The following is a 23,237-nucleotide window of genomic DNA, read 5'->3' on the forward strand; positions in this document are numbered from 1 at the left end:
TGTCGGGTGGCATGGCGACACGCGTTTCTGTTTCTAGCGGGTCGCCATGGCGTTCTTCTCGTCCTCGTCGTCGTCCTCGTCCTCGTCGTCGGTTTTTTCTTTTTAGTCTTTGAACGAACCGCCATAATATCCCCGCACAAGGAAGTCCATTGAACGCAAGGACGCGATCATGAAATCAATCCACATCGTTGAGCAGTCGCTGCCGATGGCATGGGAGAAGGCGGTCCTGGCCTGCTGGCACGTGGGCGACGCATTCCCCACCGAGTATGACAAGCCCGGCGACCCGGCCAGCCGCGACGTCACCGCCACCATCCACGTGACCGCCCCGTTCGACGAGCCGCGAATCCACCGAGCCTTTCCCGGCGGGCTCGACGACCTCGAAAAATACCGCGCCGAAATGCTCTACGGCGTCCATGACCACTGGATCGACCCCGCGGCAGGCAAGTGGGAGTACACCTACCACGAACGCCTGCGTGAGTATCGCGTGCCGGGCCTGACCAACCTCTTCGACCAGATCGAAGGCGCCGTCGAACGCCTCAAGCAGGCCCCCCACACCCGCCGCGCCCAGGCCGTCACCTGGCAGGTCTGGAACGACATGCACATCGCCGACCCGGCCTGCCTGCAGCGCCTCTGGTTTCGAATCTCCAACGGCAAGCTCCACATGAACGCCCACATGCGCAGCAACGACGCGTACAAGGCCGCCTTCATGAACATGTACGCCTTCACCGAACTCCAGGCCGAGATGGCCGCACGCCTGGGCATCGCCCCCGGCGACTACATCCACATCGCCGACAGCTTCCACATCTACGGCAGCTACTTCGCCGACTTCGAAGGCTTCCTCAAGCTCTCGCAATCGCAGGCCCAGGCCAACAAGACCTTCACCATGGACTTCGCCCGCGAGATATTCCTGGAAGGCTGCGACAAGCTGCTAGCCGAGCCCGACATGCCCGAGACCAAAAAGGCCCTAGTCCGCGCCCGTCGCCAGCAGTTGCTGTCGCAGGCGAACTAGCCCGGATATTTCACCGCGGAGATCGCGGAGACCGCAGAGGTGTCTTGAATAACGTGGAGGTCGTAGGTCTTAGGTCATAGGCCATAGAGCAGGTCCGAGGTGACCTCCCGGCCGCAGACCTTCAACCTAAGACCACCGACCTCAGACCTAACCTCTCGTTGTACTTCCTTGCACTTTGTTGTACTTTTCACAGCGGTTTGCAGGGAAGCGCAACCTTCCGCCCTGGCGGCGTAAGTGATCGCCCTAACTCTTAACATCTATTACACAACGACTTATATAGACACCCAATGCCAGTGCCATCGGAGGCTCCTGAACACCTTGCCGCCGGTTCCACAGACATTGAACGCAAGTCGCCGCTCCGGCGCTATGGCAGAGATTGCGTCTTCACCTTTGCCCGTCGGGCGCGATGCTCTTTGAGCAACTGCATGATTTCCCTGCCGGCGTTGAAGGTGGCGGCCTCCACCAGCGGAGGCACATATCCGTCGCCGCCGCCGTGGTGGCGAGCATAGTGGAGGGCTTGGTCGCCGCCCAGACCCGCTCCGCGTTCCAGCAGCAAGGCCAGAGCGTCTTTCTGCTTGTAAAAGATCGCAGATGACACAATGTGTCGGTCCGGCGTCACGCCCTGATCCAGCAGCAGTGTCATGATCTCGATGCGCCCGTGCATCGCCGCCACTCGCAGAGGCGTGTAGTCGACCCCGGAAGGATCTTGCCCCACGCGCGCAAGTTTCGGATCGGCCTTCAACATTGCTCGAACCTGGTCGGTGCGGCCCAGGGCGCAGGCGGACAGAATATCGACCTCTGCACCACGCTCCAGCAGCAGTTTCGCGGTTCGATCGTCGGCAAACCACAGCAGGGGGCGGTCCCAGTGGTCCAGGCCCTTAGGATTGGCGCCCATCGCAAGGAGCGTCTCCACATATTCCGGCACCGCCGACTCTGCAACTCCGGCCAATGCCTCATTCAGCGCCTGCTGCGTATGGCCCTTCTTCTTGTGGTAGTCCATGAACAGCTTGAAATTGCAGGACAGCGCATTCTTGTCATGATGGGGCATCGCCTCGATGAACTTGCCGTCTTCGGGAGCATCGGCTCCCTGCGACAAAAGGAACCGGGCCATCTCCACCTGCCCCGCAGAAATTGCTTTGGGCAGAGGCGGCCAGCCGCCGCTGTCGCTGATATCTGCCTCGCCGTTGATGTCGGCGCCTTTGGACAGCAGGAGGCGCGCCATCTCGATGTCGCCGGCCTCGGCGGCACGGTTCAGCGCGGCACAGGGAGGTTTGACATTGGCGCCTCTATCCAGCAGCAGCTTGACGGTCCGACGGTGGCGATACTGGGCGGCGTATTCCAGGCAGTCGCTGTCGCGGCGCAAGTCATAGCCGCGGGCGAGCAGCAGTTCGATGATGGCATTGCGCCCGCCGGAAGCAGCCTCTCGCATGAGCGCCCCCCACGGCCCGGGGCCCGCATCCTCTTCCGCGTCGCGGGCGGCAGGCAAAGGATTGGCCGTCATATACGCCGCTACCGCATCGGCCATCCCCAGCCACGCCGCACACTCGGGGTTGGGCTTTGCGCCGCGTTCGATCAGCAGCCGCGCCTCCGCTTCATGCCGATGACGATGCGCCCACCCCAAGGCATCCATGTCTTCCCAGCTCAGCCTGGTAGTCCCGGAGCGATTGGCATCCAGAATCCGCCGCAGGTCGTCCAGCCTCCCCAGAGCGGCCGCCGAGACCTCGTCCAGCTTTGCCCCGCGACCCAGCAGCATCGCGACCATTGGAGAGTCGGTTCCGTAACCGCAAGCCGCAACTCGTAGCGGCGGCACCGCGCCGGCTGGATGCACTTTTGCCCCTCGCGACAGGAGCGTCTCGACCGCAAGGGTCAAGTAATAATCGCTCGCGGCCCAGCCCAAAGGGGTGCGCCCGTCGGTAACCGCCTCGATATTGGCTCCATGGGCGATCAACAAGTCCACCGTGTCGGCGAACCCCGACGCTGCCGCATAGTACAGCGCCGTGCGGTGGTAACCGTCCTCCTCATCGACCTTCGCCCCGCGAGCCAGCAACAGTGCAACGATGTCGTTGTACCCGCCGCAGGCGGCCGCGTGCAGCGCGTCTACTCTTACGTCCGCCAGACCGCTCACCATTCCGCCCGGTTTGGCGCCTCGGTCCAGAAGCGATTTGGCCGTCTGGGCCAGACCGCGCTCGCACGCCCACAGAAGCGGAGCGCCGCGCGAGCGGTCGGCATAATTCGGGGCGGCGCCGGCGGCCAGGAGAATGTCCACCGCTTTTTGCCCCAACAGCAATCGCTGCCCCATCGGGCCCGGCGGCGATGTCGCTGAAGTGGAGATGGCGGTTGTCAGGGGCGTGCGGTTCATCCCGTCGGAGGCATTGAGGTCGGCCCCGGCGGCAATGAGCAGACGGACGATTTCCAGGCGGTTTTCTATTGAGATGCCGTGGAGACCCAGGGAATTGCACGCACCGGCCAGGACTGACGGATACCCGAGCCGAGGCTTGCGCGCCAGCAGGACCTTGACGCACTCGACCTGCGCATTGTTGACGGCCAATGCCAGCAATCCGTAACCGCAAGGCGCAGTGGCGTTGGCGTCGAGGCCGTCTTTCAACAGCGCCTCCAGCCGGCGCGCATCGCCGGCGACAATCGCTTTCTCTGCCTGCGACAGCGCGCTGTCCGGTCCTGTGGCCGGGGCAGTGTGCGGCCTGGTGGAGGGTTGGCCAGAGGCCGGTTGCGTCGCCGCCGGCAGCGCAGTGGGATCGGCCGGATACCGGTAGATGGGGCGTTCCCCGGAGAACGCAATGCTGCTGGCAGCACATACGACAAATACTACGACAAGCCGAAGGAGATACATGGATTATTCCTCACGCACCGCACCTATCCCAAGACAGGCTTACTGCGTTGTCTGCAGTCCCTGATAATCTCTTCCAGATGTTCAAGGACGTGCTTCCTTACTTCCTCACTATCCTCATCCTTAAGGGACGCCCATTTCTCACCCAGAATCACGCTGAGCAGCTTACGAAGGGCGGGCTTATCCAGCAACCTGAACGTTTCGTCAACCTCGGATGCTCGGCACGAGCTGCCGATTGCCAGGGCAATATCTTGCCTTGAATCGCTTCTGAAGGCCTCGAGCAGGAACGGAAATGCCGCAGGGTCGCCGATCTCGCCCAGCGCTCTGGCAATCGCTGATGAAAGCTTGGCTTTTGGGGTGTGTGCTGCTATTAAAGCCGGCACAATACCCGCGCCTGCAGCCAGAACTTGTCCACGATATGGATTTGGAAAATCGGCTGAGTTCTTGGGAGGCTGCCAGTTGACATAGTTGCTGACCAATTCTGCTGTCGTCGGGACTGACGACGCGGTTGCGGGTCTTCTACCTGAGCACGAAGTGGCAGCAACGGCGCCCATCGCCGCAAACAGCGCCAGCAGCAGGGTAGAGCATAGAATGCGCGTTCTAGAAGCGAGTTTAGATTTCATTGCCGCGTCCCTTCGCCTGCCGACTCGGCGGGTGTATAGCTTTGACGCGCAGAAGGCATTCGAGTTCCTTTCGTGCGGCAATCTTTGACGAAGTGCAGAATCAGATTGCCTATCCGTGTCATTGGGACCGATAATGACGCCACGGATTTCTGGGTAATGTCGAATCCCTGCTGGTCAGACGAGATGATTTCACTGTAGAGGAGCAACGCGATGTCCATTTCCGTTACCGGTCCGGTCGGGCAGGCGATCGATCGCGCGCGGCTCATGACGTTTCGGCCGTTCGATATCTCCCGTTGGTTTGTGCTGGGCTTCGTCGCCTGGCTGTCGACTCTGGGGGAAGGCGGTGTCAACTTCAACTTCTCGGGCCCGGGCGAATGGGGTGGCGATGGAGGCGGGACAGCATTTGACGAAGTCGGCAACTGGATCTCGGCCAACCTGACATGGGTCATCGTACTGGCCGCGATTGCAATGGTCTTGGTTCTGGCAGTCGCCCTGGCGATCTCCTGGCTCAAGAGCCGGGCGACATTCATGTTCATCGACAACATCGCCTGCAACCACACCCCTGCACAGATCGCCCGGCCGTGGCGGGCATTCCGCGCCCAGGGCAACAGCCTGTTGCTCTTCTGGCTGTGCCTGGCACTCATCGCAACGGCGGCCGTGCTGGTCATCGCCGCGCTGTGCTTTCTGATCTGTCTCCCGGACATCCACCGGCGGGAATTCGGCGGCTCGGCCATCGTGGCGATCCTCGTTGGCGTGGTGCTTCTCCTGGCTGTCTTCTTCATCGTCGCCGTGATCTCGGCCTGCACGAGCAACTTTGTCGTCCCCCTGATGTACCTGCGCCGCTCGAGCACTTTGACGGCATGGCGGGAGTTCCGCCTCACGATGCTCCCGGGCAACGCCGGGGCGATCGTGCTTTTCTTCCTGATGAAGATCGCTATGGCAATGGCGGTCGGGATCATCTCGCTGGTGGCCGGCTGCCTCACCTGTTGCCTGGGCTTCCTGCCGTACCTCAGCGCCGTCCTGACGCTGCCGCTGCACATCTTTCTGCGGGCCTATTCGCTTTACTTCGTTCAACAGTTCGGCCCCGGCTACAACATCATAAGCGAGCCTCCCGCGGCCGGCTTTTCCCCCCCACCCCCCGGCCAGCCGACCGCGCCCCCGACCCTGCCGCCGCCATCGAAATGGTAGGGCCAACGCAGACAGGAACTCGTGCGAAGCAAGCTCCGCCGCCAACGCGGCACTTTGGCGGCGGGTCCGGCCGGCGGAGTATCGACAACAGCGGCGCCCCGCAGACCTCGCCCCCTTATCTTCTTAACGAGTCATCAGGGCCATCGGAAGGGAAAACCAGTTCTCGTATTTCGCGGACTATTCGTCCGGCCAGACGGCCCAGCAGGTAGAAGAACCCACCGGGCACCTGCCAACGCTTGTATGGCTTGCCGGGCGGGCCCAAGGCGACCGCGACATCCCCGCAAGGGTTCGATGCATCATACGGCCAGATTCTGCCACGGACCCTGACGCTGTAGCGAGCATCAACGCCCACACCATAGATGTTGCAGAATAACTCTGTAGCAATTTGTGCCGCACGTTCGGGGCCTTCATCACACTGGCATACAAGCCTGTCGACAAATGTGCCGTCTACCACATGAAAAGCACAGGCGATTCCCTTGTGTTGCAGGCGCTCCAGGAAACCTTGTGAATGTGGACTAACGGACCTGGCATCATCCGCAATTACCATCAGTCGTATCCGAGGGGGGCCGAAGGCAAATTCTTTGCGCAGTCTCACTGCCTTCCCGGTAGTTTTCTCTGAAATAATCATTTCCGAACCGGACTCGCCTCTCTTGGCCAATTCCCCGAAATGTGCCGCAAACTCGTCGGGTTTAACGCCCGTGTATATCAGAGGATGTAGCCTTTCGACGATATGCCAGAAGAGGCTATGGAGCGCCATGCATGCAACAATGACTGCCAGAATCAGGACTACTTCCATCATGCTGGTCCTCAGCTAGTTTCTGGATCCCACGCTCGTGGAAGCAAAGGAACTCTTCCGCTATACCGCCGTCAGCGCCGGGCCGTCGAGGTCGATCGCTACTACCGTGTCGGGCGACAGGCGGTCGCGTTCGCTTACGGTGACGCGGAGGGTGTCGCCGGCGGTGCTTACGTCGACGCTGGCGGCTGTCAGGCTCGTCGCGGCGGTGATCTTGTGTTTCGGGGCCGGCAGGGTCAGCGTGTTCTCCGGCCAATCGAGAATGTGCAGGTAAATGCGGTTGCCCTTGCAAGTGGCGCAGCCCCACCCGGCCGGGGCGTACGGGCCGCCCATTGTGGCGTAGATGCTATCGCCGGCCTGCTGGAGAAAGCGGCCGACCTCGGCAAGGCGGTCGACTTTGCGCTGCTCGATATCGCCGTCGGGGCCTGGGTCGAGGTTGAGCAGCAGGTTGCCGCCGCGCCCGGCCGTTCCCGCTAGCAGGTGGATGACGCCCCGCAGAGTTCGCATGTCCCATCCGGGGCGATAGCCCCACGAACCGGTCAGCGTGTCACAGCGTTCCCACGGGCGGGAGTTATCAAACTGCCCTTCATGGCACTCGAAGGTGGCGTAGTCGCCCTCCCAGCCGCTGCGGGGGTTGATCACGACATCCGGCTGGAGGTCGCGCACCATGCGGTTGAGCTTGAGCGGCTCCCACAGCCACGCCGCGTCGCTATCGTCCTCGGGGGGCTTGCCGGTGTTCCAGCCGCCGTGGGCCAGCCAGCCCCCGTCGTACCAGAGCACGTCGATCTTGCCGTAGTTGCTCATCAACTCGCGGACCTGCGTGTAGCACTGCTGCTTCATCGCCTCGGCGCTGGCGCGGTACATCGTCGGGAAGAAGTACCCCGGGAACCGCCAGTCCATCGGCGAGTAATAGATGCCCACGCCCAGCCCCGCCTCGCGGCATGCCTGGACGTACGCGGCGATGAAGTCGCGACCGGCGGCGGTCTTGACCGAGTTGAAGTCGCCGGCCTGGGTGTCGAAGAGGCTGAACCCGTCGTGATGGCGGGCAGTGAGGACCATGTACTTCATGCCGGCGTTTTTCGCCGCGGCGGCCCACGCCGCCGGGTCGAACTTGCGCGGGTTGAACTGGCCGGCGAGTTTGGCGTATTCGTCCTTGTCGATGCGTTCGTGGAACATGGCCCACTCGCCGCGCCCGAGGATCGAGTACAGCCCCCAGTGCAGGAACATGCCGAACTTGGCATCGCGCCACCACTGCAGCTTCTCGACAGGCAGCTTGAGGGAATCGTCTACGATTTTGTCACCGGTGGCCATGGTTTCTCTCCAAGAAGTGCGGGCATTATCCATTTCCAATTTCCAATTGGCAATTTCCAATTTGAGGACAGGCCAGCACATAACAAGTGTGAGCGTTCCTCCCGATCAAATTGGAAATTGAAAATCGGAAATTGGAAATGCTTTTGGCCGATTTCCAATTTCCAATTGGCAATTTCCAATTTGAAGACAGGCCAGCACACAACACGTGCGAGCGTTCCTCCCCGTCTAATTGGAAATTGAAAATCGGAAATTGGAAATGCTTTTGGCCGATTTCCAATTTCCAATTGGCAATTTCCAATTTGAAGACAGGCCAGCACACAACACGTGCGAGCGATCCTTCCCGTCAAATTGGAAATTGAAAATCGGAAATTGGAAATGCTTTCACAGCACCCCGCGCCGGGCGGACGAGATGACTTTCTCGACGCTGTCGGCGTGTTTCCACTGCAGGAAGCGCCACCAGTCGTGCATGTCGAGCGGGGCGGCCATGCGCGCCCGCAGGGCGTCGTCGTCTTCGCCGGCGGCGATGCCGGCCTTGGCCTGCTGCTGCAACCACTGGAAATACTCGCACCAGCGCCGCAGGTGCTGCACGCTGCACATCGGCCCGTGGCCGGGCACGATGGCCTGGGCGTTCATATCGATCAGGCGGCCGTACGTCGACAGCAGCAGATCGCTCGTTTCGCGTCTGAGCCGCCGCGTCAGGGGGATCAGCCCCCAGCCGAAGATGTCGCCGGTGGCCAGCACGCCGTCGGGCTCGACCAGCACGACGCAGTCCTCATCGGTGTGGCATCCGGCCAGGGGCAACATGCGCACCCGTCGGCCGGGGCCTTCGAACGTCAAGCCCTGCGGGGGAATGGTCGTCGTGTGACGATTGACGATCGTCGCTCCCGCCGCGGCGAAGGCCTCGTTGAGGGCCACGTGATCGTAATGCGTGTGCGTGTTGAGGACGTGCGAGATCTTTCTGTCGCCGGTGCTGGCGGCGATGGCGGCGAAGACCTCCTTCGCCAGATGCGCTTCCTCCAGCGCGTCGACGACAATGATCGATTCGCCCGTGTCGATCCACGTCAGATTGTCCACCGCCAGGCGCACCCACACGCCTTCACTGATGCGCTGCACGGTCGGCGTCAAAGCCGGATCGATGTCCATTCAGGTCTCTCTGGTCCGCAAGGGTTATCGCGCCGCTTCTATTGTACGCCGATTCGCCCGCGGCCGCGCGTGGCTGGGGCGATTTTTGCCGCCGCGGCAGTCGACTCCGCTGGAGTCGCGCCGGCGTATCCGGTAACATTACGGCTATGAAGTACGGGACATTCAGCGGCGGTATCGATCTGCCTCACGAGAAGTACGCGACGCAGGATTCGCCCATCGCGTCGTGGCCGCATCTCGATCGCCTGCAGGTTCCGCTGGCGCCGTGCGGTCGCGGGGCGGCTGAATGCATCGTCGAGACCGGTCAGCGTGTGACAGCCGGTCAGCGGATCGCGCGGGCGCTGGACAACACGTCGCTGGACATTTTTTCACCCGCGGCGGCGCAGGTGACCGGAATCACGACCGTCGACGTCTGCATGGGCGACCGCTTCGTGCCCTCGCCGGCCATCGAGCTGGTGGACGTGGTCGAGCCGCCGCTGCAGGCGCCGCCGGCGCCGAGCGACTCCTGGCGCAGCGCCTCGTCGGAGTCGCTGCGGCGGCGTCTGGCCGAGGGCGGCCTGACCACCTGCCGCAACCCGCTCGAGCCGCTGCACCTGTTCATCGACCGCGCGCGGATGTATCGCTGCCGAACGCTGATCGCCAACCTGATGGAGAACCAGCCCTACCTCACCGGCGACCACCGCCTCATGGTCGAGCACGGCTCGGAGATCCTGACGGGCCTGGTGATCATCGCCCGCGCCATCGAGGCCGGCGATATGATCCTGGCCGCCGACCGGCGATATACCGACTCCTACAGTCACCTGCTCCCCCTGGCCGAGTCCCTGGGCGTCACGCGCATCGCCCTGCCGCACAAGTACCCCATCGGGGCCGACCGGATCCTCGTCAAAGTGCTCACGCGCCGCGAGGCCCCGCACGGGTCGTCCCTGATGTGTACCGGCGCCGCGGTCGTCGGCGCCTGGGCGTGCGTGGCGGCGTACCGCTGGGTCGCCTGCGGGATCAGCCCCACGCACCGCGTCGTCACCGTCAGCGGCGAGCATTCGTCGGCCCACGGCAATTTCCTCCTGCCGCTGGGAACGCGCTGCAGCGACCTGGGAAACTTCTATCACCACGCCCCGCTGCATGGCGGACCAATGAACGGGTGCCTCTGCCCCGCCCGGGCCGTCGTCACCTGGGCCACCGAGGCGATCCTGTCCATCACGCCGGCGCAGGCCCAGCCGGCCAGCCCGTGCATCCGCTGCGGGTGGTGTACCGACTACTGCCCGGCGAGGCTCAACGTGTCGGCCCTTAACGACGCGTACGAACTGGGATTGCTGGACGAAGCCCGGCGCGATCACGCGACCGCCTGCGTCGAGTGCGGCGTCTGCTCCTATATCTGCCCCGCGCGCCTGCCCCTGACCGAACGGGTGCGGCAGCTTAAACGGGCGATTCACCCCGGACCGGCCGTGGCGGCCGTGGTGGGCGAATGACCGAAGCCCCAAGACCCATCGACTCGCTGGACCCGCCGCGTCAGGGCGTGACGACGGCGCCGTTTCTGCGCGCCCCCGAGGCGGCGCGGACGATCTTCATCGTGACGCTGGCCGCCGCCTGCGCGCCGCTGGTGGCGGGGCTGATCCTGTTCGGCTGGTACGCCGCCGTGGTGTCGGCTTTGTGCATCGGCTCGTGCGTGATCCTGGAACGCCTCTACTACCGCGTCACGCGAACGCCGGCATTGCTGGGTCGCACGCACGCGTACCTCACCGGCGTGTTGCTGGCGTTGACCATGCCGCCTTTCGTGCCGTGGTACATTCCGGTCGTCGCTGCCGCGTTCGCCATTATCGTCGGCAAGGCGATTTTCGGCGGCGTGGGACACTTTCTCTGGCAGCCTGCACTGGTGGGGCGAGTCGCCGTGGCGGTTATTTTTCTGACCACCCTGACGCCGACGTACTGGCCGATCCTGGCGCGAGACAAACTCCTCAACGGCGACATCCGCGCCGCCCAACGCCTTGAACGCTCCGATCAATGGTCCACCAGCGTCGCCCCCGACGGCGCCGACGCCTTCAGCATGCGCCCCCCGGCCGACATCCTTGCCGGCCTGACCAGCACCGATGACGTTCCTTACAGCGGCTTGGCGAGCATTCACCCCAAGCGGCTGCGCGTGGCCTTGAACACCTCGCCCCAGCAGCACGTGCCGCGGCTGCGCGGAGCCATCATGCCCAACCTGCCACCGCTGCGGGAGATGCTTCTGGGGACGCGCCCGGGAGGCATCGGGGAGACCTGCGCGGTTGTCATCCTCGTCGCCGGGGTCTACCTGATCTATCGCGGGTACGTGAAATGGCAGTTGCCCCTGGCGTTTATCGCCTCGGCGGCGGCGGTGGTGGCCGTGGCGCCGGTACACCTGGCCACCGGCTCGGACGGCCATGTCGCCTGGAAGTGGCTGCCGCTGGTTTTTGAAGGCGCCGATACCGGGTTTACGTACGTGCTGTACCAGCTTCTCAGCGGCGAGTTGCTGCTTGCGGCGATGTTCCTGGCGCCGGAGATGACCTCGCGCCCGGTGACCACCGGGGGGCAGGTCATATTCGGCGTTGGCTGCGGCGTGGCGGCGATGCTCCTGCGCCTCTACGTCGACCTGCCCGTCCCATGCTATACCGCCATCTTGATCATGAACAGCTTCACGCCCAAGATCGACCGCCTGTGGCGGCCGCACAGCCTCGGACAGCCCGCGTGGCGCTGGTTCGGGCGAACGCCGCCGGCGTCACGCCCCTGATGCCGCCCCCAAACGATACAAAGAAGCGGACGCTCGCACGAAACGTCCGCCTCCCCCCACTTTTGTTGCTTAGCGCCTGACGGATTTACCTGTGCTGGAATATCCCAAGCAGGCTTGAAGCCACTGCCGTGCCGCTGAGAATTAAGGCGGCCCCCAGCGCCAGAAACGCCGAGAGGCAGAGGACCGTCACATTGCCTACTCCCACCAGCGCCAGAATTCCCAGGACGATCACGCCCAGCCCCACCAGCAAGCGCACGCTCGTCGCGCCGCCCATGGCCAGGGTCTCCAGCTCATGCAGCGGCATGTTGACGCTCCTTTCGCTCTCGGGCGCGGCCAGGGTGCGGACCTTTTCTGTCGCTGCTGCGCCGACGGCAAGGGCACAGCCGAACAGCAAGACCGCCACGGGCATCAGGATAGCCGGCGCGATTCCCAGCAGCGACAGGATGCCAAAGACAATCCCGCCGACTCCAGCGAAGAACTCGACCGACATTCCCCCGCCAACGGCTGCCAGATCCTCTGATTTGCCGCCCAGAAATCCGGCTACGCGTGCGTAGCGTGCGGCAATGGCCCCGCCCTCAAACAGGAACGCGCCGGCAACCGTCAATGCCGCAATGGGCAACAACAGTTCAGGATATAAACCAGCCAGAGCGATGATGCTCAGAACGATGGCCGCCACTGCGGCTATAGCTTCCCCCAGTGAGCCTCCCGCCATTATCCCAATCGCCTTTTCGTGGCGAATGGGTTCACGTCCTACAGTAGTCATTTTTCACCGTGCCTTTCTTCGCGTGCGCATTGCGCGACGCAAGTTCTTTTACACACCATGCTAGGAACGCGATCGTCTAACCGCCAATAAGACGCGAATTGCTTCTTCCCTGCGACTTCCGGCAGGGTGGTCTGGGGGATCTTCTTAAGACATGAAAAAAGGCCAGCCTTTAAGCTGGCCCTTTTCGACCGAGGCCGACGGGATTCGAACCCGCAACCACCGGCGTGACAAGCCGGTACTCTAACCAATTGAGCTACGGCCCCAACAGGGCTATACACTATACAGGGCGTCGAGCCGGAGTGTCAAGCCGGCGCAAGCGAAAAGTGGAAATTCGCGCGCCTTGCCCCCGGGGCGACCGGGGCGTCAGAACAGCCTCCCCTGCATGACGCTGCGGACCTCTTCGAAGAACTCGCCGGGCCCGCCGCCGGCGGAAACCGCCACAGGCTGGGCCGACGATTGTTCCGTCTCGACCGTGGGCTCCGCTGCCACCGCTTCCTTGCGAAGGAGTTTCGAGGCGTCGGAGATATACGTGCCCGCCCGGCCGCGCCATCGCCAAGGGCGAGGCATCCGTGCGGCCGTCAGATGATTCAGATACGCGTCGAGTTCGTCGTCGCGGAATTTCGAAAGAAACTCCGCTTCGGCGGTCTGGTTCAGCGACAGAATCTGATCGATCAACTGGCGTTTGGTCATCCACACACCTCGGCAATTCGGGACAACTAGCCCAAGTGAGAGTATCGGCCCCTAAGGCACGCGGACTTTAGGCGCACCGCCCGCCTTACTGAGAAGGCTTTCGTGGCTTAAGAGCAAGAAAGTAGACGACGGTCAGGCCGGCCAGGATGCATCCCAGCACCGGATAGTACATTACCAGCAAGACCAACGCCACCAGCCATAGGAGGGCACCCACATAGGAGAGAATAGCTTTGCCCGGAGTAACGGCATCTGGATCGGGGAGAAGATCCGGGTCTTCCTGCGCCAATCGCGACTCATTTTCCTGCAACGGACTCTCGCAGGCAGGGCACAGCATGGTACCGTCCTCGACTGCCTGGCCGCAGATTGGGCATTTGTCCATATGACACCTGGCTTGGGGCGCCATCACCGTCCGGTCAGAAGATTGATCGCTTCGTTGCGGGTGGCGACGTTGGTCTTGAACAGCCCCCGCATGGCCGAGGTGACCATCTGCGAGCCGGGCTTCTTGATGCCGCGCAGGGTCATGCAGGTGTGCTCGGCTTCAATGATCACGCCCACGCCGCGGGCGTTGAGCTTGTCCATCAGCAGGTCGGCGATCTGGCAGGTCAGCCGCTCCTGCACCTGGGGCCGCCGCGCACATGACTCGACCACCCTGGCCAGCTTGCTGATTCCCGCGATCTTGCCGTCGGGCAGATACGCCACATGCGCCTTGCCGATGAAGGGCATCAGGTGATGTTCGCACATGGACGAGAACGGGATATCGCGCAGCACCACCATCTCGTCGTACTGCTCGGCGAAGGTGACGCCCAGATAGTCAGCCGGGTTCTCGCCCAGGCCCGCGAACAACTCCGCATACATTCTGGCCACGCGGTCGGGGGTGCGCGCCAGCCCCTCGCGGGAAGGGTCTTCCCCCACCGCCGTCAGTATCGCCCGGACAGCATTCTCGATCGCGGTCATGTCCATCTTGCTGGATTCGTCAGCCATGCTCGACTCCTCGAAAGCCCCTACCTTATACGAGCGCCGCCGCCGGGCGTCAAATCTCGATTTCAAGAGCCTCCAGCGCCCACTTCACCAGCGCCGCCTGGCCCGGCCACGCCCGCCCCGCCGCGCGGACGTGTGCAACCAACTCCCGCCGCCCGCTGTTGGCTGCGGCGATGATCGCGTTGCGAACCAACATCTCGCACGAGGCTCTGCGAGCGGCGCTGCCCCGCGTGACGCGGTCCCAATCATCATACGTCAGTTGCAGCAGGTCCTCCAGCGAGGCTGCGGCGATTGCGCCAGCCGTCGCCAATTCGCCGTCGCCCGCGCCGGCGCCGCGATTGTGCGGGCATGCCTCCTGGCAGGCGTCGCACCCAAGGACGCGCTGACCCAGGGCGGCCCGATGTGACGTTGCGATCTGCCCGCGGTTTTCGACCGTGTGGTAACTCAGGCAGCGGCGGCAGTCGACACGCCCCTGCTCCCCTATCGCCCGCGCCGGGCAGGCCTTGACGCACGCCCCGCACCGGCCGCAATGCCCGGCCAGCGGCTCGCCAGGCGGCAGAGGCAGGTTGCACAAAATCTCGCACAGCACCACGTAGCTGCCCAGTCCCGGAACGATCAGACACCCGTTGAGACCGATCCAGCCCAGCCCCGCCGACGCCGCCAGCCTGCGCTCCGACAGCGGGCAGGCGTCCACAAACGCCTTGCCTTCAAAGTCCGGGGCGATAGCCGCAATAGCGGCCATCAATCGCCTGCACCGCTGCCGCAGCACGCGGTGATAGTCCCGCCCGCGAGCATAACGCGCCACGTGCGAGTCGCCCGGTCCGGCCGGGGCGTACGAGACCGCCAGACAGATCGCGCTGCGGGCCCAGGGCGCGACCGCGGCGACGGTCCGCCGCAGCGGCAGGTGCCGCTCGAGCCAGGCCATGTCGGCATGATTGCCCTCCGCCAGCCAGGACTCGAATGTCGCGTCGTGCGGCGACGGCGCCAGCGGTGCAATGCCCATCCTGGCAAAGCCCGCCTCGGCCGCCAGCAATGCGACAGTCTGGGCGAGCTGCTGTGGAGTCTGTAAGGACATGACCGGCCGTGCTCCCCGGCCTCACTTGATGAGGCGCGCCGCCACAATATCGACATGGTCGCCCACGTCGAGCTTGTCCTGGCCGAACTCGACGCGGATCGTCAGGCGTTTGACGCCGGCCAGGTCCACGCGCAGGACCTGCGGCGGCTGGGCGCTGCGCAAGCGCAGCGGCTGGCCCAGCGGTTTGTCGTCGCCCAGCACTACCAGCGTGGCGTCCGCGGCGGCGGCAGCAGCGTCGTCGATGCCCACCAGCGCCGCCAGGCGCCGGTAGCGCCCGTCAAGGTTGTAGCTCAGCGAGGTGAAGCTGTGGAGGCCGAGCCCCGAGGCGTACGTCTTCTTGTTCATGCGAAGCGGGCCGCCGGCAACGCTGCGCCCGCGACGGTACTTGAAGCCCTCGCCCAGCAGCCCGTGCTGCTCGACGGCGTCGGGGGCCAGTTCGGCCAGATCGGTCACCCGGTCGCTGATAAAGGTGATCTCCGCCACGCCCGCCGGGTCCAGCGTCAGCCGTTTGAACGCCGCGGTCTCCAGGCCCAACCCTTTGGCGTCCATCGTCAGCGACGACCAGGGCAATCGGCTTCCGTTGCGCAGGGTCACCACCCCGCCGGCGCGAGCCGGCGCCGCGGCGCCCGTCTGCCCCAGCAGCACGGCCCGGACTGTATCGCGGGCGCTGCGGCGGTCGGTGTCTTTCCAGTTGAACGTCACCTGCGCAGCGTCGATGGCCTTGACGGCGCCCTGCACCGAGACGTACCCGCCGTCTTTCTTGACGGCCACCAGCACGTCCTGGGCGCCGGCGACTATCTTGAACTCTTCGCACTTGAGGCGGATGTCCTGGACAGTCGTCCCGGCGTCGGGCAGATAGACGGCTTTAACTTGCGCGATGGGCAGTTGGACGCTGCCCACGCCCGCCACGGCCGCGGTGAGCGTCCCCTGGTCCATGGTCACGCTGTCGGCGGCGAGCTGGGCGCCGTCGAGGGTCATCACCATCGCCTTGCCGAGGCGTGCCGTGGGGTCATCGGCCTCGGCCAGGGTGATCCGCACCACCTGCTCGCGCGGCAGCGACTGCTTTGCGTCTTTGGATTGCAGCTCGACTTTATCGGCCGTCACGGCAGTGAGCGTGCCTTCGACGGTCGCGGCATCAACCATCTCCACGGTGTGCGTCGCCGGCGCCGCCCACAGCCCCGCCGCCATCATGACCGAGAGCCATACCATATGAAGCTCCTAGCGTCCGCCCTCTTCCGCCACGGCGGAGTGATAGTCGCGAATCAGATCGCGATAGCGCTCGGAGATCACCTTGCGCATCATGGCGTCGAGTTCTTCGCGTTTTCGCGGGGGCAGTTGCGACCAGTCGCCCGATTCGCTGGTATTTCGCACCGCCGCAAGCTTGCCCGGGCGGTTCACCGCCCCGGGAACGACCATGCTCTTCTGCGCCGGCGACGAGGGCTGACCGCCGCCGGGCTGCTGCCCCGAGGCCGACTGCTCGCCCTTCTGCTCGCCTTCCTTTTCCTTGGGCTTCTTGCCCGAGGAGGAGGAAGAAGATTGCTGCGACTGCTGATCCGACTGCTCCTGCGCGGTCTTGATCAGATCGTCCAGAATCGCCACGATGAGGTCTTCGGCTTCCTGGGTTTTGGCGCCAGTGTCTGCCGCCGCCAGACGCGCTCGCACGCCGCCCATCTTGGTCGCCACCGCGTTCATCGGGTCCTTATACAGGTCGGTGTACTCCTGGATCTTGTCGGCGATGAGCTTGATCTGGTCCTCGCCCAGCGTCAGCGGGTAGTTGTTCAGACAGTAGACGTACATCTCGGTGGCGTAGCGGAAGCGGTTGTCGCGCTCATAGCACTGCGCCGCGGCCAGCGCCGCCCCGGCGGCGAAACCGATCCGGTCGGGCATGTTCATCAGGATCGCGCGGTAGACGTCGATCGCGTCTTCGGTCTGGGCGGACTTCTCCAGCGCCTGGGCCGCTATGAAATGCGTCGCGGCGCTGAGATACGTCGTGCGATTCACGTCGGCCAGCGTCTTTGCCGCCACGGCGGCCTCTTTGAACTTGCCTGCCGTGAACAGCTCGTACGCCTTGCGGAAGGGCGCATCGACGCGGGCCAGCGCCCGGCAGATGCGCTCGATGTTATCCTGTTGCGTGTTGGCGGGCTTGTCGTCCAACAGGGCCTTGGCGGCCTTGATGTCCTTGGGTTCGTACAGCAGCCCCTGCGTGATCTCGGCGGCGACCTGTCGGCGCTCCTCGACCAACCGGCTGGTGACGGCAATGGCGATGAACTCCTTGAGCTGTTCGGGGGTCATCGCCTGCAGCAGGGCATCCACGTCCTGGGCGGCCGGTTCGGCCGGTCGCGTCGCCGGCACGGGGGCGGCGGCACGAGTGACCGGGCCTGCAAGGGCCGACGCGGCGCAGAGGAGTGCGGCAAGCAGTGTCCTGTTCTGGTGGGTCATCATTGTCCCCTCCCGCCGCCGGAAGTCTTGTTGAACTTCTCGGTCAGCTCTTTGGCCATGACTTCGACTTTCTTCTGACGGCCGGCGAGTTCGGCGTGCTGGGCGGCGGCCGGCTCGCTCAAAGCCTGGCCGGGGCGCTTGAGCGTTTCGAGCACGCGCGTGCGGGAATTGATCTGCACCTGCAGGGTCTTGAGCATTTTGAGCTCGGCCACCGGGGGCACGAGCGGCTCTTTGCCGCCTCCGCCACCTCCCCCGCCGCCGCCACCGCCGCCTGCAGCGGCGGCCTTCTTGCGGCGGGCCTGCTCGTTCTGCAGCGCGGCGATCATCGCCGCCAGGTTGCTCTCGATCTCCTTCTGGATGCTCTGCGTCAATTGCCCGGAGTCTTTGGTCGCCAGGCGGGCCTGGACGGCGCCGAGGTCGGTCTTTACCTCGCCCAGCACCGATGGGAACACCGCCGTCGTCGCCTCGCGTTTCAGCAGCTCGATGACCTTGGCGGTCTCCTCGGCCAGCGTGCCCTCGCCTTTGGACATCTCGGCCAGCTTGAGTTCCTCCGGGCGCTCCAGGGTTCCGGCGGCGGCTTTGACCGCCACGGCCTTGGTGTCGCGCGAGATGGTTTTCTGCCCTTCCAGGATCTTCGTCAGCAGCGTCTCGATCTTCACCAGTTGCTCGGCCTGGGCCAGTTCCTTTTCATCCTTGATGGCCTTGTCGAGTTCGGCGGCGGCCTTCTCCAGATCTTCTATCGCCTTCTTCTGCGAGCTGTTGGCGGAAGAACTGTCCTGCTGCCCCAGTTGGCCGGCGGCCTTGGACATCGATTTTGACGCCTTGGCGACCGAATCCTGTCCGGGCGCCTGCCCGCTGGGCGAGCTCTTCATGGCCTCGCCGATCTTGTCGGTCTTCTCGCCCAGTGACTGCTGATCCTTGGCCTGCTCCTGCGTGGGGCGGTCCATCTTTTCCAGGATCCGCCGCGACAGGTCTGCCACCTTGTACTGCTTGTCCTGGAGTTCTTTCAGGGCGTTCTTCTGGTGCTCGGTGGCGCCCTTGGGGTTCTGGTTGTCCAGCTTGCCGGCGGCCTTGTTCATCTCACCGGCGGCCCGCTTGAGATCGGCGTCCTTGGCGTCGAGCCCGGCCTGGGCGGCGCTCTTCTCGACCGCCTTGGCAAGGTCTCCGGCGGCCTGGGCCAGCTTCGCCTGCTTGTCGGCCAGTTGGCCGCTGGGCGTGCCCTGGCCCATCTTTCTCAAGGCGCCCGACAGGGCGTCGCGGGCGGCTTCGAGGTCGATCATCGCCTGCTTCTGGCGCTTGGCCGTCTCTTGGGCGTCCGATTCCTTGAGCGTCGTGGCGGCCTTGTTCATCTCTTGTGATGCCTGCAAAACGTGCTTGGCGGCCTTGGACAGCGCCTCGGGCGATGCACCGGCTTTGGAGATCGCTTTGCCCAGATCGGCGTCCTCATGCGCTTTGGCCAGCGACGCCGCCGCCTCCGCGGCCTCCTTGGCAAGCTTCTTCTGCGGGTCGCCCGCCAGGGGCAACTTGTCGACGGCCGACGCCTTGACCGCTTCAGTGATCCTGTTCTGCTCGGCGATGAGTCTCTCGATCTGGTCGTGGAGCTTGCCGATCTCGGCGGCAGCCGGGTCGGCCGGTGGGGCTTTCTGGGTTTCCTTTAGAAGATCTTCCTGTGCCTTGACGAGCCCCTTCATGGCCGCCTGGATCGCCGCGACGTCATCGCGGACGGCCTTGGCGTTGGCATGGATTCGCGATTCGGTTTCGAGCTTCTTCTGCTCGTCCAAGGCGCCTTTGATCTGGTTGAGCATTTTCTCCCACGCCCGCGCGCGGTCGAGGCGGTCCTGGGGGTCCATGCTCCCGTACTGGATGATCTTCCACAGCTCGGTCAGTTCCAGGATGACGCCCTGCTTGGTGTTGGCCGCCGCCCCGGCCAGACCCTTTGAGAGCAGTTCGGCCACCTTGTCCATGTCTTCGGCAATGAATGCTTTTCGCGAGCGGTCGACGGCTTCCAGGAGAATCTTGGCCGTCTGCGGTTCGGTCGCCTCGACGCGTTTGGCGACTTCCTGCATCCGGTCGATCAGGTGCGTGAACTGTCGTTTGAGCAGCTTCTCTCGCGCGGCCAGCTCCGTGCTGATCTTTGTTTTGTCGTTGGCGTCGGGGGTCGACTTGTCCTGTGCGGCGACTGTCATCACGAATATCCCCGTCACCGCCGCCGTCAGCAGCACTCGATGTGTACGTGATGTTCCCATAGTCAGACCTCGTTCAAGCAAAGTAACCGCTACGCCGCAAGCGGCGCTGCGCCCGCGCCACGTTATTTATTCCCCCCGCCGGTGGCGGGTTGCGTTGCCGGCGCGAAGATCGGCTCGGCTTCGCTTTCGCCTTCGCGATTGATCAGTTTCAGGAGCTTCTTGGACTCCTCTATGATGATACCCACTTCGTTCGCCAGTTCCTGTCGCGTCGCTTCCTTTTCCATCGCCTCGGCGATGGTCTCCATCTCGTGGCGGATGGCGTCTTGCGCAGCGGCCAGTTCGGTCACCTTGGCCCGCAGCGGCGGCGTCGGGACGGTGGATATCGCCGACAGCGCCGCGGACGTCTCGCGCAGACGCGCCGCGACCTTGCGCAGCGGGCCCACGATCGCCTCGCCGATGCGCTTCTGGTCGGCCTCGCCCGCAAGGCGGTTGCAGGCCAGTTCTTCGAGGATGGCCGCAAACCCCTCGGCCGTGCGGGCGCAGTCGCCGCTGACGCTGGTTTCGGTGCTGGCGGCGCTGGCCAAGCGCTGCGCCGCCGAGGCGGGCAGCGTCTCGTCAGTCAGGCTTGTCGCCACGGCCAACGTCCGCGCCTGCGCGTCGCTCTGGAGACCGATGGCCTGCAGGAACTCCAGGCGCAGGGCTTTTTGCCGTCCGACCAGTTCGGCCTTGAGAACCTCCGGCCGCACGATGCGCAGTTCAAAGGCGGCGCTGCGTCCGACGCCCGGTCCTCCCATGGTCACAGGCAGCGTGTCGTGCGCCTCGACCTGCAGGATGACGGTTTCGTCGGGGGCGAGTTTGAAGGCCCGCAGGTCGACGACGTGCTGGGCGCGGCGGCTTCGCTCGCCGATGACCAGGCTGGCCACGTCCTGTGCGGCCGGGGGATCTTTGCGTTTGACGACGCTGGTCGCGGCCTGCAGTTTGCTCAGGCCGTGATCGTCCTTGGCGTTGATCGCCAGGGGGACCATCGCATCGGGCGTGACGGCAGGGCCGACCACCAGCTTGCGGGCCTCGACGGTCGGGGCGTTGTCCGGACGCACTTCCACCAGGTACGTCCCGCCGCGGCGGTTGACGTAGCCGGCGGTGTCTTTCAGCGCCAGTTGCAGCGTCAGGAGGGTCGAGCGATTCTCCTGGGCCAGCGTGAAATGTCCGCTGACCTGGCGGGCAGCGTCAGGGCCCGAGGACGCGACCGTCATGTCGCTGACGCGCCGCGCGCCGCGACCTTCCAGAATAATCTGCGCGCTCTGGAGGTCCTTGGTAGCCGTGGCGGCAATCTGCACCGTCGCGCCGATCGGAACGCCCAACGACGCGACCGCGCCCGAAACATCGCTCGCCGGCGCCTTGGCATACGCCGGCGGCGTGATCGTGAACACCAGCGAGCGGATAGCCGGCGGGTCCACCAGGCGGACGGCGTGCTTGCGGCGCTGGTCGCGCCGGTCGTCGCCGCCGATGGCGTAAAAGCTGAACTCCTCGGTGACCGATCGGAAGGTCTGCACGAACCGGCGGCGGTCATCGGGATTGGGATCGACGCTGGCCTCGGTGTCGCCCACCGACGGGAACCGGGCGCACACCATCACGCTGGGCGGGCTCTCGCTGCCCTCGTCGGCTGTCACGTGGACGGCCATGTCTTCCCCCCGGACGACCAGCACCTCGTCGCCCAGGATGTTCATGTTCTCGTCGCGCACGGTCAGGTAGGTGCGCTGGGGCCAATCCACGTCGGCCAGCAGCACGTTGCGCTGGAACCATCGCGACAGGGCGTCGCCGTTCCACAGGGCGAACCCCAGCAGCAGCGCCGCGGCAGCGCCCGCGATGGCGCCGACGCGCCGCAGGTTGGCCCGCTCGACCACCGGGGCAAAGTCGATCTTGGCGGACATGGCGTGCGCCTGGTCAATAACGATCCGGACCATATCTTCGCTGGCGCCGGGCGCTGCGCCGCAAGCGGCAAACTGGACGGCGCTGATCAGGCGGTCGCACAGTTGCGGGTGCCCGCGTTCGATCAGCAGCGCCAGGTCCTCGGCGCTCATGGGAACCCGCAGCGGCGCGATCAGACGCCGCCACCCGACCACGCCGACCCCCGCCAGCGCCGCGAGCATGAAGACCGCCCGCAGCGGACGCTCCGGCGGACGCAGCAGGAAGTCCACCCCCATCGTCACGAACACCGCCGCAACCACCGCCAGCACGAGCCAGGCCAGGCCCTCGGCGGCCAGTCGGCCGCGAAGCATGCGCCGCAGCGAGCTGAACTTCTTGAGCAGATCGGGCTGTATCAGCGACTGAGCCATTAGAGGATTAGACGACCTCCAGGTGATCGCGATCCGGGAATTTTGGAAACGCCGCGGCCGGCAGCGTCTGGTACCAATACGCCGTCGAGCAGATGTCGTGCATTCCGGGATAGAACCGCCCCTCGCTGCGCCAGCCCAGCGACTGGATCGTGATGCGCAGGTCCTTCTCGAACCGCACCGGGTCCATCACGTGCCAGCGGTACATCGCGTGGCGATGCTGCGAAAGATACGTCCCGTTGGGCCGCAGGACCTGGTGCATTCCGCCATAGGGTCCGGTGTAGGTGACGTACTGGCCGTCGACGTCCCAGTTGTAGGCGCCCAGGAAATAGTCTTCGGTGCCCGTGCCGCAGATGGTCGGGAACTCGCCGTCGCCGTCGATGTAGAACTTGATCTCGCCCTCGCCCCACCAGTTGCTGGCGTTGATGCCCCAGCCCATCGACGTGCCGACATACTGCCCGCGGCCTTTGACGCCGTCGACGATCGTGTAGACCTCGCCGTACGGCAGCGGGTTGACGCGGCGGTACTGCGCGTGGAAGTACGCGCAGTCGTCAGGCACATCCGTCAGCGTGTAGTTGATCTGGTAGTAGGTCGTGCGACCGTCGCTGGGGCTGATATTCTCCAGCGTCATGCGGCAGCGTTTGCGGAAGGGCATTTCCCAGAAGCAGTTCAGCGCCCGGTTGGGGTTGACGCACACCGGCAGCGAGTTGATGTGAACGTACGGGCCCTTGTGGCAGTAGTCGTCGGGGCGGAACCAGTGCATCCCGAAGAAGTCCGGCAGCGGGCACTCGACCGAGGGGGTGTCCTGGCCTTCCCAGTAGATCCGCAATATCAGGTCGCGTCCGACGTAGCCGGCAAGCCACATGCTCTGGATCGCGCCGCTGCCGGTGATGTCCGCCAGCGTGTAGGTGGTCTTGGGGGGGATCGTGTGGCACGGCGCGCACTTCCACCCCAGTCCCAGTGTCGACGAAGGGTGCCCCGGCGAAGGCTCGGCCATCGCCCCGCAGCCCTTCTCGCCGGTAAGATTCTCTGCCGAGATCGACCGGCTCTTGGCCGCACTCAGCCGTGAAAGATTGCCCAGGTTCATTCCCAATCCATTGAAACTCATCATCTTCTCCCGT

At 64.6% G+C, this 23,237-nt stretch carries 19 protein-coding genes and 1 tRNA gene; 4 read left to right on the plus strand and 16 right to left on the minus strand.

Annotation, left to right across the window (positions count from 1 at the left end; translation table 11 throughout):
• Positions 1-169 precede the first annotated feature (169 nt).
• Entirely contained in the window at positions 170-1,009 is an 840-nt protein-coding gene (locus ABFD92_02810; GenBank protein MEN6503447.1) for a thymidylate synthase, read from the plus strand.
• Between the two features lie 364 nt (positions 1,010-1,373).
• On the opposite strand, the gene ABFD92_02815 is transcribed toward ABFD92_02810, so the two are convergent.
• Together ABFD92_02815 and ABFD92_02820 are read right to left on the minus strand one after the other, a co-directional pair.
• Positions 1,374-3,614: an ankyrin repeat domain-containing protein gene (locus tag ABFD92_02815; protein MEN6503448.1), complete on the minus strand. Its 2,241-nt coding sequence runs from the start codon at positions 3,612-3,614 to the stop codon at positions 1,374-1,376.
• Positions 3,615-3,880: 266 nt separating this feature from the next.
• Positions 3,881-4,477 carry a HEAT repeat domain-containing protein gene (locus ABFD92_02820; protein MEN6503449.1) on the minus strand — a complete coding sequence of 199 codons (597 nt, stop codon included), beginning with the start codon at positions 4,475-4,477 and terminating at the stop codon, positions 3,881-3,883.
• A gap of 210 nt (positions 4,478-4,687) precedes the next feature.
• Between ABFD92_02820 and ABFD92_02825 the strand changes: the two genes are divergently transcribed.
• Positions 4,688-5,665, plus strand: a complete 978-nt coding sequence (locus ABFD92_02825) for a hypothetical protein (protein MEN6503450.1) — start codon at positions 4,688-4,690, stop codon at positions 5,663-5,665.
• A gap of 115 nt (positions 5,666-5,780) precedes the next feature.
• Here ABFD92_02825 and ABFD92_02830 read toward each other — a convergent pair whose 3' ends face one another.
• The 3 genes from ABFD92_02830 to ABFD92_02840 form a co-directional block, all read right to left on the minus strand.
• Positions 5,781-6,464 (minus strand): hypothetical protein, encoded by a 684-nt coding sequence (locus tag ABFD92_02830; protein ID MEN6503451.1) that lies wholly within the window; start codon positions 6,462-6,464, stop codon positions 5,781-5,783.
• 57 nt (positions 6,465-6,521) lie between these two features.
• Positions 6,522-7,769 carry an alpha-L-fucosidase gene (locus tag ABFD92_02835; GenBank protein MEN6503452.1) on the minus strand — a complete coding sequence of 416 codons (1,248 nt, stop codon included), beginning with the start codon at positions 7,767-7,769 and terminating at the stop codon, positions 6,522-6,524.
• Positions 7,770-8,150: 381 nt separating this feature from the next.
• The gene (locus tag ABFD92_02840; protein ID MEN6503453.1) at positions 8,151-8,912 is read right to left on the minus strand and encodes an MBL fold metallo-hydrolase; all 762 of its coding nucleotides are present in this window, start codon (positions 8,910-8,912) and stop codon (positions 8,151-8,153) included.
• 146 nt (positions 8,913-9,058) lie between these two features.
• Between ABFD92_02840 and ABFD92_02845 the strand changes: the two genes are divergently transcribed.
• A complete protein-coding gene (locus tag ABFD92_02845; protein ID MEN6503454.1) occupies positions 9,059-10,375 on the plus strand; it encodes a 4Fe-4S dicluster domain-containing protein in 1,317 nt (438 codons plus the stop codon).
• A complete protein-coding gene (locus ABFD92_02850; GenBank protein MEN6503455.1) occupies positions 10,372-11,652 on the plus strand; it encodes an RnfABCDGE type electron transport complex subunit D in 1,281 nt (426 codons plus the stop codon). The genes ABFD92_02845 and ABFD92_02850 overlap by 4 nt, the downstream gene beginning before the upstream one ends.
• Before the next feature lie 85 nt (positions 11,653-11,737).
• Here ABFD92_02850 and ABFD92_02855 read toward each other — a convergent pair whose 3' ends face one another.
• The 11 genes from ABFD92_02855 to ABFD92_02905 all read right to left on the minus strand — a co-directional run bounded on the left by ABFD92_02855 (position 11,738) and on the right by ABFD92_02905 (position 23,224).
• On the minus strand, positions 11,738-12,364 hold the full coding sequence (locus tag ABFD92_02855) for a hypothetical protein (GenBank protein ID MEN6503456.1): 627 nt from the start codon (positions 12,362-12,364) through the stop codon (positions 11,738-11,740).
• Positions 12,365-12,604: 240 nt separating this feature from the next.
• A tRNA-Asp gene (locus ABFD92_02860) sits at positions 12,605-12,678 on the minus strand.
• Positions 12,679-12,778: 100 nt separating this feature from the next.
• On the minus strand, positions 12,779-13,105 hold the full coding sequence (locus ABFD92_02865) for a hypothetical protein (GenBank protein MEN6503457.1): 327 nt from the start codon (positions 13,103-13,105) through the stop codon (positions 12,779-12,781).
• An 85-nt stretch (positions 13,106-13,190) separates the two neighbouring features.
• Entirely contained in the window at positions 13,191-13,391 is a 201-nt protein-coding gene (locus tag ABFD92_02870) for a hypothetical protein (protein MEN6503458.1), read from the minus strand.
• A 116-nt stretch (positions 13,392-13,507) separates the two neighbouring features.
• Complete coding sequence (folE, locus tag ABFD92_02875; GenBank protein MEN6503459.1) at positions 13,508-14,086, minus strand: GTP cyclohydrolase I FolE; 579 nt, start codon at positions 14,084-14,086, stop codon at positions 13,508-13,510.
• A 49-nt stretch (positions 14,087-14,135) separates the two neighbouring features.
• Positions 14,136-15,158, minus strand: a complete 1,023-nt coding sequence (gene queG, locus ABFD92_02880; protein MEN6503460.1) for a tRNA epoxyqueuosine(34) reductase QueG — start codon at positions 15,156-15,158, stop codon at positions 14,136-14,138.
• A gap of 21 nt (positions 15,159-15,179) precedes the next feature.
• Positions 15,180-16,367 (minus strand): NPCBM/NEW2 domain-containing protein, encoded by a 1,188-nt coding sequence (locus ABFD92_02885; protein MEN6503461.1) that lies wholly within the window; start codon positions 16,365-16,367, stop codon positions 15,180-15,182.
• Between the two features lie 9 nt (positions 16,368-16,376).
• Entirely contained in the window at positions 16,377-17,600 is a 1,224-nt protein-coding gene (locus ABFD92_02890) for a hypothetical protein (GenBank protein MEN6503462.1), read from the minus strand.
• Positions 17,597-19,843, minus strand: coding sequence for a hypothetical protein (locus tag ABFD92_02895; GenBank protein ID MEN6503463.1), 2,247 nt, complete (start codon positions 19,841-19,843; stop codon positions 17,597-17,599). Before ABFD92_02895 ends, ABFD92_02890 begins: the two co-directional genes overlap by 4 nt.
• A gap of 62 nt (positions 19,844-19,905) precedes the next feature.
• A complete protein-coding gene (locus ABFD92_02900) occupies positions 19,906-22,119 on the minus strand; it encodes a hypothetical protein (protein ID MEN6503464.1) in 2,214 nt (737 codons plus the stop codon).
• A 7-nt stretch (positions 22,120-22,126) separates the two neighbouring features.
• Positions 22,127-23,224, minus strand: coding sequence for a glycoside hydrolase family 172 protein (locus ABFD92_02905; GenBank protein MEN6503465.1), 1,098 nt, complete (start codon positions 23,222-23,224; stop codon positions 22,127-22,129).
• Positions 23,225-23,237: the final 13 nt, after the last annotated feature.

It is taken from the genome of Planctomycetaceae bacterium (genome assembly GCA_039680605.1).
Lineage (GTDB): Bacteria > Planctomycetota > Phycisphaerae > SM23-33 > SM23-33 > JAJFUU01.